We start from the raw sequence: 14,198 nt of genomic DNA, 5'->3' as shown, positions 1-14,198 counted from the left end.
CCGGCCGCGCAGGAGCGTTCGGGCCGCTGCCGGGCCGTGCTGGTGTGGACGGGGCGCCGCCGCCCGGTCGTCCCGGAGTGGCGGAGGGGCCGCCGCCGGGCCGGGCCTTCGTCGCGGGTGGTGCATCGGTCCGCGGCGCCGCGGGCCGCTGGGTGGGCACCGCCTCGGGTCGCGGTGCCGCCTTGGCCTTCGATTCCGCGCCCTCCTCGAGCTGGTGGACGCGGTTCAGCAACTGCGCGACCTGCTTGCGCAGCTGCCCCAGCTCGACGGTGTGCCCCGAGGACAGCCGGGGCAGCCGGGTCACGGCGACGGTCGGGTCCTCCGGCCGGACCGGCTGCTCCGCGGCGACGGTGGCGTCGTCAGGGGCCGCGCCGAAGGCGACGGTCTCGTCGTCCGGGGGCGGCTTCGACGGGGGCTGTTTCGACGGGGGCTGTTTCGACGGGGGCTGGGGGGCGGACACGTTAGGCCGCTCGGTGCGGCGCGGTCGTGGCTGACGGGTCGAGGACCTCGCGCCCGTAGATCCCCTCGACCCAGCTGTCGTGGTAGACGGTGTCGAGGTAGCGCTCGCCCAGGTCGGGGGCGATCGCGACGGCGGTGAGCTCGGGGGTGCCGTACACGTCCAGCCACGTCCTGGCGCCGCTGACGACGGTGCCGGTGGATCCCCCGAACAGGAACCCGCGGCCGGCCAGGCAGCGGCACGTCCGGATCGTGTCCGTCTCCTCGACGAGCACGACGTCGTCGACGAGCTCCTCGTCGAGCTGCGGCGGCCGGACGCCGGTGCCCAGGCCGGGGATCATGCGCGACGTGGCCGGGCCGCCGAAGGTCACCGAGCCGACGGCGTCGACGGCGACCACGCGCACCGCCTTGTGCCCGTCCTGCTGGCGCTGCCGGAAGTAGCGGGAGCAGCCCATCAGCGTCCCCGTCGTGCCTGCGCCGACGAATAGCACGTCGAGCTCGGGGAACTCGGCGGCGATGTCCGGTCCGGTGGTGGCGAAGTGCGCAGCCGAGTTGGCGGGGTTGGCGTACTGGTTCAACCACACGTAGCGCTGGTCGGAGGCGACCAATGACTTCACGTACTTGATGCGGCTGCCCAGGAGGCCGCCGCCCTCCGGGTCGGGCTCGCGGACGACGTGCACGCGCGCGCCGAGTGCCTCCATCGTCCGCCGGGTGGTCTCGTTGCAGCGCAGGTCGGTCACGCAGACGAAGCCGTACCCCTTGCTCGCCGCGACCATGCTGAGGGCCACGCCCAGGTTCCCCGATGACGACTCGACCAGCACGGATCCCGGCTTCAACCACCCCGTCCGCTCGGCGTCGTCGACCATGTTCAGGGCGGCCTTCATCTTCACCGAACCGGCGAAGTTGAAGCCCTCGCACTTGAGGAACACCGGAAGTCCGAGCACCGACCGGAGGTCGATGAACAGCCGGTCGGTGTTGAAGTCGAGCGGGCTCGTAACCAGCACCACCATCATCCCCTAGCCTCGGACGGGGCGGTCGAGTGACCCACGACACAGACCGTGCCTGCTATTCGTTGGCGATCATGCGTCCGTTAGCCGGAACGGGCGGCGCGTTTGCGCAGGTCATCCTGACGCCGCCCGCAAGGGCACCTACTTACGACCGATCGATGGCGCTCCTGGGCCGCGATCAGGCCGCGCCGGGCGCGGTGGCGGGTCGGTGCGCCGTCCGCTCGCGCTCGGGCTCGACACCCAGCAGCGCGAGCGCGTCGTGGATGCCCTGTACGAGGACGTCGTCGGCGAGCTGGGGGTCGACGAGGACCCGTGAGAGCTGGAGCGTTCCGGCCATCATGGCGTAGGCGCCGAGGGTCCTGGTGCGAACCGAGAGCGGGTCGTCCGGCGCCAGGCGGGCGGCGATGCCGCCTGCGACCACCAGCACGCCGTCGGTGTAGGCCTGCTTGATCGGGTGGGTGCAGCGCCCCAGCTCGTCGAGCAGGGCGGCAGAGGGGCAGCCGGCGTCGCGACCGTCGCGGTGCCAGGGCGACAGGTACCAGCGCACGATCTGTTCGACGCCGGCGCGGCCGGGTTCCGCGTGCGCGACGATGCTCGCGTTCTGCGCCTGCAACTGGTCGGCGATCGTGGCGGCCACGAGCTCGTCCTTGGACGTGAAGTGGGCGTAGAAGGCGCCGTTGGTCAGGCCGGCGTCCTTCATGAGCGCCGTGATGCCGGAGCCGTCGATGCCGTCCTCCTTGAAGCGGCGGCCCGCCGACTCGATGATCCGCTGCCTGGTGGCCCGCTTGTGCTCGTCGCTGTACCGCACCTCCACCCCCTCCGCTCACCCTCCGCGGCCTCCGCCATTGTAGTCCGAACGTAATCCAATGAGCCCCTTGTGCGGCCATTGAATTATGGTCATACTTCAATGGCCGTTGCAGCCGCAGTCGGCAACCCCCACACCGAAGGGCACGACCGTGAGCAACACGCAGGGATCACCGGGCGACGTGGTGACGTCGTACAAGGACGCCCCGACCCGCACCGTCACCGCCGGAGGAGTGACCTACGCCTACCGTGACCTCGGCCCCCGCACCGGCGTCCCGGTGGTCTTCATCACCCACCTCGCCGCCGTGCTCGACAACTGGGACCCCCGCGTGGTCGACGGCATCGCCGCCCAGCACCGGGTGATCACCTTCGACAACCGGGGCGTCGGCGCGTCCACCGGCTCGACGCCGACGACCATCGAGGAGATGGCCACCGACGCCGTCACCTTCATCCGGGCACTGGGACTCGAGCAGGTGGACGTCCTGAGCTTCTCGATGGGCGGCATGATCGCCCAGGTGATCGCGCAGACCGATCCACAGCTCATCCGCAGGCTGATCCTCGCGGGCACCGGCCCGGCCGGCGGCGAGGGCATCAAGAACGTCACCCGGATCTCCCACCTCGACACCCTCCGGGCACTGCTCACCCTCCAGGACCCGAAGCAGTTCCTCTTCTTCACCCGCACCGCGAACGGGCGCCGGGCCGGCAAGGAGTTCCTCACCCGCCTCAAGGAGCGCACGCAGCACCGGGACAAGGCGATCCGGCCCACCGCCTACCTCTCCCAGCTCAAGGCCATCCACCGCTGGGGACTGGCGCGCCCGCAGGACCTCTCCGCCATCACCCAGCCCGTGCTCGTCGCCAACGGCGACGACGACCGGATGGTGCCGACACCGAACTCGGCCGACCTGGCCCGGCGCCTCCCCAACGCGGAGCTGGTGATCTACCCCGACGCCGGCCACGGCGGCATCTTCCAGTTCCACGAGCAGTTCGTGGCGAAGGCCCTCGAATTCTTCGGACGGCCGTAACCGAACCCATCCATGAGCTCAGCCCATCAGGCTGAGCCCGTTCTCGATCCCCCGCGCGAGGACCTCGTCGGAGAGCCCCCGGTCGGCGAGCGCGCGCGACAGCTGCAACGTCCCCACCGCCAAGGTGAACAGGCCGATGGCCCTCCCCCGGGCAGAGTGCGGATCCGCCGGCGCCAGCCGGGCGGCGATCTCGTCCACGATGGCCCGCGCACCCTCGGTGTAGGCACCCTTGGCGCCCTCGCCGCAGCGGCCGATCTCATCGAGCAGGGCGGCGGACGGGCACCCCTCGCCGGGGTTGTCCCGATGCTCGGGCGACAGGTACTCGCGCAGGAAGTCCTCGAGCCCCTCGCGGCCGGGCCGCAGCGCGGCATAGCTCCTCAGCTGGGCGCCCAGCTGATCCGCCACCACGTTCGCGACCAGGTCGTCCTTGGACTCGAAGTGGGCGTAGAAGGCCCCGTTGGTGAGCCCGGCGTCCGACATCAGCGTCGCGATGCCGGAACCGTCGATGCCGTCCTGCTTGAACCGCCGGCCGGCCCGGTCGATGATCCGCTGCCGCGTCGCCTGCTTGTGCTCCTTGGCGTAGCGCGCCACAGGGCCCCTCCCTCAACTCCGCCGTGCCGTTACCTCACACCCATCCTAGTCCATGGTCTGACGCACGTAATATTATGATCAGCAGATAACTTCGCCGACGCGCGCCCCGCCACACCCAGCCATCGGGAGCCGAGATGAAAGCCTTCGTCGTCACCCACTACGGGCCCGACGGCCTCGAAGAAGCCCAGATCCCCACACCGACCGTCGACCGTCATGACGTCCTCGTCGACGTGCGAGCAGCCAGCATCAACCCCCTCGACAAGATGGTCCGCAACGGCGAGTTCAAGCAGCTCCTGCGATACCGACGACCGTTCCCGCTCGGCCACGACCTCGCCGGCGTCATCACCGCGGTCGGACCCGACGTCCGCGACTTCACCGTCGGCGACGAGGTCTACGCGCGCCCCCGCGACCTGCGCATCGGCACCTTCGCCGAGACGATCGCGATCGACGCCGACGACGTCGCGCTCAAGCCCACGACGCTGTCGTTCGCGCAGGCAGCAGCCGTCCCGCTGGTCACACTCGCCGCGTGGCAGGCGCTCGTCGAGCTCGCCGACGTGCAACCGGGCCAGAAGGTCCTCGTCCACGCCGGCGCAGGCGGTCTCGGCTCCACGGTCGTCCAACTCGCCAAGCACCTCGGCGCGTACGTCGCCACCACCGCACACACCCGGGACATCGACAAGGTACGCACCCTCGGCGCGGACGAAGCCATCGACTACACCACCACCGACTTCACCGACGTCGTACGCGACTACGACGTCGTCCTCGACTCACTCGGCCCCACGAGCCTCGACAGATCGCTGACAGTCCTCAAGCGCGGCGGCCTGGCGATCAGCGTGGTCGGCCCACCCGACCCGGCATTCGCCGGTCAGCTCGGCCGGCCGGTGTTCAAGCCGCTCATGGCGCTGCTGAGCCGCAAGGTCCGCCGCCGGGCGAAGCGACGCGGAGTCCGGTACTCCTTCTTCTTCATGCGCGCCGACGGCGCCCAGCTGGCGACACTTGCCGCCCTGTACGACAACGGCACCCTCCGCCCCGTTCTCGACCGCACCTTCGACTTCGGCGAGACGCTCGACGCGATGGCCTACGTCGAGCAGGGCAAGGCGCGCGGAAAGATCGTGATCACGCGCTGACCCCGCTTCAGGTGCTCGCGCGCTGGACGACGGTGAGGATCTCGCCCATGTCGGCCGGTGCCGGCGGGGCTGCGGCGTCGACCAGCGCGAGGATCTTCGTCGTGATGATCGCGAGCGCGACCAGTCCGGTCCCCCGGCGGCCCGTGCTCACCGCGACGGCGACGCCGAGTACGACCCGCTGCGCGACGACGGCGAACGCTACGTCGAGCGGCTCGCCGACGCGGGCGTGCCCGCGACCTTCTCCCTCCAACCCGGGCACATCCACATCTCGCCGGGGTTCACCAAGGTCATGGCGGCAGCCCGGGACTGGCGCGCGGAAGCCCTCACCGTCCTGCGCCGCGTCGCCGGGTAGCCCGCGGCCGAGAGTACGTTCGCTTCCGCCCCGGGCGGACTACGCTGCCTGCACTCGCGTCACCACGCCCCAGGACGGAACCAGACGTGCATCGAGTCGAGCGCTCCCGCGGCACGGTCGTGCACACCTACCTCGGACAGCCCGGTACGGCTGCTGACGACCGGGACGCCGTGCTGGTGCGCAGCAGCACGCCGACCTACCGGGCCGACGCCAACTCCTGGCAGCTCGGCCGGATCGCGGCGTGCGACTTCCGCGATCCGGCCGACGTGGTCGTCACCCCGTGGCGACCGGTGCGCCGCAACGTGTTCTACCTGGGCCTGCAGCTCGCCGGGCGGGGCAGCCTGACCCAGCGCTCCTGCGACGGCCGGGAGCGCAGCGTCGAGCTGACCGCAGGAGGCATGGTCGTCTACTCCCATGACCAGCCGTTCCGGCTGTCCTTGGCAGGGCCGTACCACTACCTCGTGCTGGAGCTCGTCCCCGCCGAGCTCGGGCTCGACGAGCGCGGGCTCCGGCACGCCGCGGTGAACGCGGAGCTCGCCGCCACACCGTCGGCGTGCCTGCTCGCCGGCCTCCTGGGCGAGCTGCCCGACCAGCTTCCCCGGCTCGGCACGATCTCCCGGTTCGAGACCGCCGACGTCGTCGCCACGCTGCTGTCGGGTGGGCTCCGGTCGCTCCACGACGTCTCGCCGCCGGCCGATCGGCTGTTCGACGAGGTCCTGTCCTGGATCGAGGAACGCCTCCACGACCCGGACCTGGCCCCGGACGCGATCGCGAGCGCGCACCACATCTCGACCCGCTACCTGCACAAGGTCTTCTCCCGGCACGAGGTCACCGTCGCGGGGTACGTCCGCGCCCGCCGCCTCGAGCTCCTTCGCCGGGATCTCGGCGATCCCGCCAAGGCGCTGGAGCCGGTGTCCGCGCTGGCGCGACGTCGAGGGATCCTCGACCCCAGCTACCTGAGCAAGGCCTTCCGCAGCCGCTACCAGGTCAGTCCCCGGGAGTACCGGAACCGACTCGCGGAGCGCTGACGGGCTCGGCGAACGCCGGAGGCCGGCGGGAGCGCCACGGCATCGCCTCCTCCAGACTGCTCGCCACCCGGATGAGCAGGTCGTCCTGCCAGGGTCCGGCGACGAGCTGCGTCCCCACCGGCAGCCCCTCCGCGGAGACGTGCAGCGGGAGCGAGACGGCGGGCAGGCCGGCGAGGTTGACCCAGCTCGTGAACGAGACCATCCGCATCTCCGTGAGGCGCGGTCCCTCGGGGTCCGCGTTGGCCTCGGCGACGAGCACTCCCGCCGGCACCGGCAGGGTCGCCATGGTCGGGCTGAGGACGAGGTCGAAGTCACGGCCGAACTGCGCCACGACGTCGCGGCTCTCGAGCTGCAGCAACAACGCGCTGGTGACGTAGTCCGCGGCGGTGGCCCGCCGGGCGCGCTCCATGCGGAACTGCAGGTACGGCTCCGCCAGCGCGGGGTCCGCGTAGGGGAGCTGGGCGACCGATGCGTCCATGATGTGGGTCAGGTACCCGGTGACGGCCCGCTCGCTGTAGCTCAGCGGCGCGACCGGTTCCACGGTGTGCCCCATGTCGGCGAGGACCGTCGCGGTCGCCGTCGCGGCGCGGAGGCACTCGTCGTCGACGGCCACCCCCGTCGGGGGTTCGAGCGCCAGCCCGATGCGCAGCCGCCCGGGCGGGGCGCCGACCTCCGCGGTGAACGGCCGCGACGGGCGCGGTGCGTTGTACATCGCCAGCGGGTCGGGCGTGCCGATCACGTCGAGCACCGCGGCCGCGTCGCGCACGGTGCGGGTCTCCGCGCCGTCGGTGGCCGCGTGCTCCCACCCCGCGACGCGCACCGGCACGCGTCCGCGCGACGGCTTCAGCCCGACGAGCCCGCAGCTGGACGCGGGCACGCGGATCGACCCGCCGCCGTCCGACGCGTGCGCGACCGGCGCGAGCCCCGCGGCCACCGCAGCGGCGGCGCCGCCGCTGGATCCGCCGGGTGACCGGCTGGGGTCCCACGGGTTGCGGCAGACCCCGAACCGTCGGGACTCGGTGACCGTCATGGTCCCCGCCTCGGGTGCCGCCGTCCGGCCCATCAGGACGAAGCCGGCCGCGACCAGCCGCTCGACGACCGGCTCGCTGGTCGTCACGGGTTCGTCGGACGTGCCGAGCGAGCCGTAGAAGCAGGGTTGCCCGGCTGCCTCGGTGAGGTCCTTGATCGGGATCGGGACGCCGTGGAACGGACCCACCTCCGCCCCGGCGGCGAGCGCGGCGTCGGCTTGCTGCGCCGCGGCGAGGGACGCGTCGGCGTCCCGCCAGACGATGGCGTTGACCTTCGGGTCGAGCCGTTCGATCCGGTTTAGGTACGTCGTGACGACCTCGGTCGAGCTGAGTGCGCGGGTGCGGATCAGTCGGGCGAGCTCGGTCACCGGGAGAAAGGGGTCGAACACGGGTCCTCCGTAATCGGGCGCCGTAATCGGGCGTCGACGGGCGGCGTCGGGCCGTTCAGCGCAGCTGCAGCAGGTCGGCGACGCGGGCCGAGGTTGCGGGCGTGACCGGCTCGTCGAGGACCAGCCGGCCGCGCTCCATCACCAGCACGCGGTGGCACGCCCGGACGAGCGTCTGCGGGGACTGGTCGACCAGCAGCAGGCCGACACCGTCGGCCGCGAGCGCGGCGACCAGCTCCATCACCTCGGTGACGATCGAGGGCTGCAGGCCCTGCGTCACCTCGTCGACGACGACGAGCCGGGAGCCGGCGAGCACGGACCGGGCGAGCCCGACGAGCTGCTGCTGCCCGCCCGACAGCGTTCCGGCCGGCTGGCGGGCGCGCTGGGTGAGCAGCGGGAAGACGTCGCGCGGGTCGACCGCAGGCCGGTAGCCGCGCACCTGCGCCAGCCGGACGTTCTCCTCCACCGTGAGCGTGGGGAAGACGCCGCGGTCCTCCGGCATCAGGCTGGCGCCGCGGCGGGCGAGCAGGTCGGGCCGGCGCGGGGGAACCGGCGCGTCGGCCAGGGTGACCGTCCCGCCGTGCCGGGTGGCGAGTCCGAACGCCGTCCGCAGGGCGGTCGACTTGCCCATCCCGTTGCGCCCGACCATGCCGACCACCTCGCCGGGACGGATCTCCAGGTCGAGGTCGTGCACGACGGGTACGGCACCGTAGCCGCCGGTGAGACCGGCGAGTCGGAACAGAGTCACACGACCCCCAGGTAGGCGGCCCGGACGGCGTCGTGCGCGACGATCTCGTCCATCGACCCGTCGGCGATGACCTCTCCGGCGGAGAGGACGACGACCCGGTCGGCGAGCTCGCGGACGAGCTCCATGTCGTGTTCGACGACCACCACACCGCAGCGTCCGGTGGCGGCGACCGCCCGGATCCGCCGGGCGAGCCGGGTCGTCTCGTCATGGGACAGCCCGGCGGCCGGTTCATCGAGGAGCAGCAGGTCGGGAGGTCCGGCGAGGACCATGTCCAGCTCGAGGTTGCGCCGTTCGGCCATCGAGAGCTCGCCGGCCAGGACACCGACCTCGCTCGGCGCAGCCGGGTGGTCCTGCCCGGCCATCACCGCGGCAGCACGCCGGTTGTCGGCGACGGTCAGCTCGTCGAACACGCGGGGCACCTGGAACATGCGCCCCATCCCCTGCCGCGTGCGGCGGAAGCTCGGCTGATGCGTGACGTCCTCACCGCGGAGCACGATCGAGCCGCGCGCCACCTCGACCGATCCGGAGATCGCGCCCAGGAGGGTCGACTTGCCGGCGCCGTTGGGACCGATGAGGCAGACGCACTCGCCGCGCTCGACGGTCAGCGAGGCACCGCGCAGGACCGGGGTCCCCCCGAAGGAGACCTCGACGCCCTCGACCCGCAGCAGCGTCCGGTCGGCACCGCCGTTCCAGGTTCCGGCGGCGGTCCAGGCGCGGAGGCGCGGCGGCAGGGCCGGCACGTCGCGACCGCCGCCCACCAGGCGCCGGACGAGGCCGGCGAGCCCGGACGGCGCCACCTGGACGACGACGACGAAGACCGCCGCAGTGCCCAGGACGTACCAGCTCTGCCACGTTCCCCCCAGAGCCTGGGTGCCGACCGTGAGCAGCACCGCGCCGACGAACGGGCCGGCGACCGAGCCCTTCCCACCGACGGCGAGCCAGGTGAGGACTCCCGACGAGAGGGCGAGACCGAGCGCTGCCGGCGTGACGATGCCCGCGACCGGCGCGAAGAGGCACCCGGCCAACGCCGCGACGGCACCCGAGGCGGTGAAGGCGACCAGCCGGGTCGATCGCTGGTCGATCCCGAGGTGCTCCGCGCGGACCGGGTTGCTCAGCACGGCCGTCTGGAACAGGGCGCGCCGGCTCCTCCCCAACCACGTGTGGGTCAGCGCGACGACGAGGACGCACGCGGCCACCACCGCGTAGTAGCCGCTCACCAGGTCCAGGATCGGGACCGCCGTGCCGTTCGCCCCTCCGGTGAGCCCGGGCAACGACGTCGCCGTGCGCTGGAGCAGCTGACTGACGCCGAGGGTGAGCAGGATCAGCAGGGGCACCCCGGTCGACTCCGGCACCGACAGGGCGACCGAGCCCACCGCTGCGGCCAGTGCGGTGGCCAGCACGAGACCGGCGAGCCCCCCGACCACCATGGGCAGACCGGCGTCTGCCGCGACGGCGACGGCGTAGGCGCCGGTCCCGAAGAACGCGGCGTGCCCGACGCTGATCAACCCGACCCGGCCCCACGACAGGTCGAGGCCGTAGGTGAACAACCCGTAGACCAGTCCGAGGGTGAGGATGCCCAGGGCGTACGGCGCTAGCCCGAACGGCGCGGCGAGGAGCACGGCGACGGCGAGGGCGGCGGTCGGCGGTGCCCAGCGGCGCCGGCGGGCGTCCGGCGGATCGGGGCGCGTCGCGTCCGCCGCCGCCACGGGCTCGGTCCTCACCGACATGACGTCCGCAGGTCGTCGATGACGCCCTCGTCGCGCGCGACGGCGTAGCCGCCGGCGCCGATGGTGGCGGTGAGCATGTGCGCCTGGAAGACCCGGCCGCCCTTGCCGTCGGTCACGAAGCGCGTGCCGCGGCCGAGGGGTGAGTCGAGGGAGAAGGCGGCCAGCGCCTTGATGATCTCCTCGCGGGAGCCCGCCTTCGCCGCATCGACCGCCGCGGCGATGAACTTCACGCCGAAGTAGGCGTTGGCGGCCACCTCCGGGATCGGTGCACTGCTCCCGGTCTTCGCGCGGTAGGCCGCCACGAAGGCCCGGCTCTGCGGGTCGGCGACTCCGTCCGCCCACCGGACGACGTGCTCGCGCCCGGTGACGAGGGCGGCGACGGCCGGGTAGTAGTCGGAGTCCAGGGGTGCCCCCTCGTACCCCATCTTCGGGGTCAGCAGGCCGAACGCGGCCGCCTGCTGGGTGAAGGTCACCGCGTCGCTCCCGACGACCATGGACAGGATGGCGTCGGGCCGGGCGGCTGCCAGCCGGGCGATGGTCGACTCGAAGTCCGCGGTCCCGAGCGGGCTGTACTCCTCGGCGACCAGCTGGCCGCCGTTCCGGGCGAGGATCTCGGCAGCGGCCGCCGCGTAGTCGCGGGGGAAGTTGTAGTCCGAGCCGACGAACGCGATGCGCGGACCGTGGGCGGCCACGAGCGCTTTCACCTGCGGGACGAGCAGCTGACGGTTCGTCTCCCCGAAGGGGAAGGCGACCGCCGAGCAGTCGGACGGGTCGCCGAGGATCGCCGTCGCGAAGGCCATGCCGGCCTGCTCGGCGACCGGGGTGACGGCCGCGGCGGTATCGCCGGTGATCGTCCCGAACAGCATGTCGACGCCCGCGTCCTGGCTGTATCGACGGGCGATCTGCGTGGAGGCGGCGGGGTCGCTGCCGTCGTCCTGGACGTCGTAGGTGATCGGCTGCCCGTTCACGCCACCGGCGTCGTTGACCTCCGCGACCGCGATCTCGAAGCCGGCCTGCATCGCGAGGCCGGTGGCCGAGACCGGTCCGGTGGCCGGGACGATGAACCCGAGCCGCAGGTCGTTCCCGGTGGACCGAGCGGTTGCTCCGACGCTGGACCCGCAGCCGGCCAGCAGCAGCGTCGTCGGCACGAGGAGCGCGGCTACGGCGGTGCGCAGTCGACGCCTCATGCGGTGCTCCCGCGCGGGGCCCGAACCGATCGAACGAACCATGACGCGAACCTCCTGATGTGCGGATTGGCACGAACGATCACGGCCACGAGGACCACGAGGTAGAAGGCCGCTTCGGCCACGGTGTCGGTGAACGCGCGCCGGAGCACGACCTGCATCAGCACGAGGAGCCCGACCGCGAGCACGGCACCGCGGAGCGAACCGGGCCGGGCCAGCAGGAGCGCGACGAACCCGGGCACCAGCAGGCTGAAGCCCATCGACGGGGTGACGCCGAGCAAGGGGCTGTAGAGCGCACCCGCGAGGACGGCGAGCAAGCCCGCCACCGCGAAGGCGGCGGAGCGCGTCCTGGCGGGGTTCGTGCCCAGCAGCGCGGCCATGTCGGCGTTGTCCGAGACGGCTCGCAGCCGCAGCCCGACCCGCGTCCGGTAGGCGAGCAGGAGGACAGCTGCGACCACCGCCAGGCTGATCACGGCGATCGCGACGCGGTAGGCCGGGTACACGGACCCGAGGACCAGCACCGTCTCCTCGATCGGGGCCGGCACCGACCGCGGTGTGGCGGTGTAGAAGACCTCGAACAGCTGCCGGATCGCCAGACCGATGCCCCACGTCACCAGCAGTCCGGCCAGGCCGTCCCGGATCCGGCCCAGCAGCACCTTCTCCACCAGGTACAGGGCCGGCGCGAGGACGAGCAGCGCGATGGCGATCCTGGCCGCGAACGGCAGACCGGCGGTGATGATCATCGCGTAGGCACCGACGGCCGCGAGGTCACCCACCGCGAGGTTGACGACGCGGCTCACCCCGAACACCAGCGCGAGGGACAGAGCCAGCAGCCCGAACAGCCCGAACTGCGTGAGCGTCGCGAGCGCCACCTCGACCACCGCCGTCATCGGACGGCGCGGACGGCAGCGGCTCGTCCCCTGCGCGGCCGGACAGCGCGGGCGTGCGATCGACGCGACCGGCCCACAGGCATCCCCTCCCGGTGAACACCTCGACCGCCGGGAGCGGCCGAGGACGTGGAGGACACCTCATCAACCGGGCGGCAGGTGCGCGTGGTCGTTCAGCGCACTCCTGTGGTGGCTGCGCGCACCATCCCTCGCCGGTCCGTGCAGGGCGGTGGCTCAGACGGTGGTGACCATGCCGCCGTCGATGAGCACGTCGGACCCGGTCACGTTGCCCGCGGTGCCCGAGGCGAGGAGCAGCACGAGCTGGGCGACCTCGTCCGGGCGGGTGAACCGTCGGGTAGGGGTGCCGGCCACGGCCGCGTTCCGGACCGTGGCGGGGTCGAGGCCCTGCGCTCGTCCGACGGTCTCGGCGACGCCGCCGGGGCCGAGCCAGAGCGCGGTCTCCACGGGACCCGGGCTGACCGTGTTGACCCGTACGCCGACCGGCCCCAGTTCCTTGGAGAGGGACTTGGAGAAGCTGCGCAGCGCGGCCTTCGCGGCGCTGTAGTCGACGACCCCCGGGTCGGGCAGGGTGGCGTTCACCGAGCAGATCGTGACGATGGCGGACGGGGCGTTCGCGACGAGGTGCGGCACGGCGGCCCGGGTCGCCCGCACCGCGGAGAGCAGGTTCACCTCCAGCGCCCACTGCCAGTCGGCGTCGGTGATGTGGAGGAAGCCCTCGGTGCGTGGTCGCACCCCGCCGACGTTGTTGACGAGCAGGTCGATGCCGCCGAACCGCGCGACCGCCTCGTCCGCGAGGGCCTGGCACCCGGTGGCGGTCGTGAGGTCGCCGAGCACGACGGCCGCCTGACCGTCCTCGGCCCGGGCGCTCAGTTCCGGCGATCCGGTGAGCGCACCGGCGGCGACGCGGGCTCCCTCGTCGAGCAGTGCCCGGGTGATGGCGAGGCCGATGCCCTTGCTGGCGCCGGTGACGACGGCCCTCCTGCCGGCGAGGTCGAGCTTCACAGCGACTGCTTCCGCAGCCAGGCCAGGCAGGTCTCGGCGACGTCCGTCCAGCCGGAGTCGATGATCAACGAGTGGCCGCGGTCCGGGAAGGTCAGCAGGTCGGTGACGGCCTCGGAGTGCCGGTACTGCTTGAGGGTCGCGCGCGTCACCGACTCCGGCACGGTGTGGTCCTTCCCGCTGGCGATCAGGAGGAGCGGCCCGCGGGTCTGGTTGCCGGTGTCGACCTTGGCCGGGGAGTGCGGGTCGAAGTTGGCTGTGGCCGCCTCGAACAGGGGTCGGCCCGGTGCGGGGATGGTCCAGCGCTCGAACAGCTCGTCCGACTCCTCCGGCGAGACGGCGTTGCCGAAGGCGAACCGGAACTGGTCGCTCGTCAGCGAGACCGCGCGGTGCCTGTTGGCCGGGTTGCGGAAGACCGGCAGGGTGGCGCGCAGCGCGGAGAGCGGCACGGGCAGCACGCCCTTGATCTGGGCGGCGTCGATCGCGATGGCGGCCTTGGCCCGGTCCTGGCCGAGCAGCTTCTGGGCGATCATGCCGCCGAAGGAGTGCCCGATCAGGATGGGCGCTTCGGGAAGCCCGTCGATGATGCCGGCGACGTGCGCCACGACGTCGTCGATGCCGTGGTCGCCGATCGCGTCCGGGTTGCTGCGCGAGGCCTCGACGGTCTCGCCGTCGCCGGGCCAGCCCGCCGCGTGGGGCTCGTACCCCTCCGCGCGGAACAGCGTCATCCACTGCTCCCACGACGTTGCGTGCAGCCAGAGCCCGTGGATGAAGAGCACAGGTGTAGTCACAGTTGTTCCCTCGGCCGGTGCCGGGGCGCTGGGTGCACCA

Annotated in this window: 15 protein-coding genes; 4 read left to right on the top strand and 11 right to left on the bottom strand. The window is 72.4% G+C overall.

Annotation, left to right across the window (positions count from 1 at the left end; all coding sequences use genetic code 11):
- Window positions 1-461: 461 nt before the first annotated feature.
- Both sbnA and ACQEVB_RS36335 read right to left on the bottom strand, forming a co-directional pair.
- The gene (gene sbnA, locus ACQEVB_RS36340) at window positions 462-1,463 is read right to left on the bottom strand and encodes a 2,3-diaminopropionate biosynthesis protein SbnA (RefSeq protein WP_432985487.1); all 1,002 of its coding nucleotides are present in this window, start codon (window positions 1,461-1,463) and stop codon (window positions 462-464) included.
- 178 nt (window positions 1,464-1,641) lie between these two features.
- Window positions 1,642-2,277 (bottom strand): TetR/AcrR family transcriptional regulator, encoded by a 636-nt coding sequence (locus ACQEVB_RS36335; RefSeq protein WP_432982819.1) that lies wholly within the window; start codon window positions 2,275-2,277, stop codon window positions 1,642-1,644.
- A 142-nt stretch (window positions 2,278-2,419) separates the two neighbouring features.
- Here ACQEVB_RS36335 and ACQEVB_RS36330 point away from each other — a divergent pair, with 142 nt between their 5' ends.
- Window positions 2,420-3,289, top strand: a complete 870-nt coding sequence (locus ACQEVB_RS36330) for an alpha/beta fold hydrolase (protein WP_432982816.1) — start codon at window positions 2,420-2,422, stop codon at window positions 3,287-3,289.
- 18 nt (window positions 3,290-3,307) lie between these two features.
- Here the strand turns inward: ACQEVB_RS36330 and ACQEVB_RS36325 are convergent, their stop codons facing one another.
- Window positions 3,308-3,880 (bottom strand): TetR/AcrR family transcriptional regulator, encoded by a 573-nt coding sequence (locus ACQEVB_RS36325; protein ID WP_432982813.1) that lies wholly within the window; start codon window positions 3,878-3,880, stop codon window positions 3,308-3,310.
- 134 nt (window positions 3,881-4,014) lie between these two features.
- On the opposite strand from ACQEVB_RS36325, the gene ACQEVB_RS36320 reads away from it, so the two are divergent.
- Entirely contained in the window at window positions 4,015-5,007 is a 993-nt protein-coding gene (locus tag ACQEVB_RS36320; RefSeq protein WP_432982810.1) for an NADP-dependent oxidoreductase, read from the top strand.
- Between the two features lie 7 nt (window positions 5,008-5,014).
- Here the strand turns inward: ACQEVB_RS36320 and ACQEVB_RS36315 are convergent, their stop codons facing one another.
- Window positions 5,015-5,266, bottom strand: a complete 252-nt coding sequence (locus ACQEVB_RS36315) for a hypothetical protein (RefSeq protein WP_432982807.1) — start codon at window positions 5,264-5,266, stop codon at window positions 5,015-5,017.
- Here ACQEVB_RS36315 and ACQEVB_RS36310 point away from each other — a divergent pair.
- Window positions 5,186-5,359 (top strand): hypothetical protein, encoded by a 174-nt coding sequence (locus ACQEVB_RS36310; RefSeq protein ID WP_432985484.1) that lies wholly within the window; start codon window positions 5,186-5,188, stop codon window positions 5,357-5,359. The genes ACQEVB_RS36315 and ACQEVB_RS36310 overlap by 81 nt on opposite strands.
- Window positions 5,360-5,445: 86 nt before the next feature.
- Window positions 5,446-6,387 (top strand): helix-turn-helix domain-containing protein, encoded by a 942-nt coding sequence (locus ACQEVB_RS36305; protein WP_432982804.1) that lies wholly within the window; start codon window positions 5,446-5,448, stop codon window positions 6,385-6,387.
- On the opposite strand, the gene ACQEVB_RS36300 is transcribed toward ACQEVB_RS36305, so the two are convergent.
- From ACQEVB_RS36300 to ACQEVB_RS36270, 7 genes are all read right to left on the bottom strand, one after another.
- A complete protein-coding gene (locus tag ACQEVB_RS36300) occupies window positions 6,347-7,804 on the bottom strand; it encodes an amidase (RefSeq protein WP_432982801.1) in 1,458 nt (485 codons plus the stop codon). The genes ACQEVB_RS36305 and ACQEVB_RS36300 overlap by 41 nt on opposite strands.
- A 55-nt stretch (window positions 7,805-7,859) precedes the next feature.
- On the bottom strand, window positions 7,860-8,549 hold the full coding sequence (locus ACQEVB_RS36295) for an ABC transporter ATP-binding protein (protein ID WP_432982798.1): 690 nt from the start codon (window positions 8,547-8,549) through the stop codon (window positions 7,860-7,862).
- Window positions 8,546-10,270, bottom strand: a complete 1,725-nt coding sequence (locus tag ACQEVB_RS36290; protein WP_432982795.1) for a branched-chain amino acid ABC transporter ATP-binding protein/permease — start codon at window positions 10,268-10,270, stop codon at window positions 8,546-8,548. The genes ACQEVB_RS36295 and ACQEVB_RS36290 overlap by 4 nt, the downstream gene beginning before the upstream one ends.
- Window positions 10,267-11,463: an ABC transporter substrate-binding protein gene (locus ACQEVB_RS36285; protein ID WP_432982792.1), complete on the bottom strand. Its 1,197-nt coding sequence runs from the start codon at window positions 11,461-11,463 to the stop codon at window positions 10,267-10,269. Before ACQEVB_RS36285 ends, ACQEVB_RS36290 begins: the two co-directional genes overlap by 4 nt.
- Window positions 11,460-12,350: a branched-chain amino acid ABC transporter permease gene (locus ACQEVB_RS36280; RefSeq protein ID WP_432982789.1), complete on the bottom strand. Its 891-nt coding sequence runs from the start codon at window positions 12,348-12,350 to the stop codon at window positions 11,460-11,462. The genes ACQEVB_RS36285 and ACQEVB_RS36280 overlap by 4 nt, the downstream gene beginning before the upstream one ends.
- A 231-nt stretch (window positions 12,351-12,581) precedes the next feature.
- Window positions 12,582-13,370, bottom strand: coding sequence for an SDR family NAD(P)-dependent oxidoreductase (locus ACQEVB_RS36275; protein ID WP_432982786.1), 789 nt, complete (start codon window positions 13,368-13,370; stop codon window positions 12,582-12,584).
- A complete protein-coding gene (locus ACQEVB_RS36270; protein WP_432982783.1) occupies window positions 13,367-14,158 on the bottom strand; it encodes an alpha/beta hydrolase in 792 nt (263 codons plus the stop codon). The genes ACQEVB_RS36275 and ACQEVB_RS36270 overlap by 4 nt, the downstream gene beginning before the upstream one ends.
- Between the last annotated feature and the right edge of the window lie 40 nt (window positions 14,159-14,198).

The organism is Pseudonocardia sp. CA-107938, from assembly GCF_050936315.1.
Classification (GTDB): Bacteria; Actinomycetota; Actinomycetes; order Mycobacteriales; family Pseudonocardiaceae; genus Pseudonocardia.
This window is presented reverse-complemented; position numbering and strand designations above follow the sequence as displayed.

Coding starts and splice junctions, on each gene's coding strand:
- ACQEVB_RS36280 (WP_432982789.1), bottom strand. CDS start 12,350: ATGACGGCGGTGGTCGAGGTGGCGCTCGCGACGCTCACGCAGTTCGGG.
- ACQEVB_RS36285 (WP_432982792.1), bottom strand. CDS start 11,463: ATGAGGCGTCGACTGCGCACCGCCGTAGCCGCGCTCCTCGTGCCGACG.
- ACQEVB_RS36320 (WP_432982810.1), top strand. CDS start 4,015: ATGAAAGCCTTCGTCGTCACCCACTACGGGCCCGACGGCCTCGAAGAA.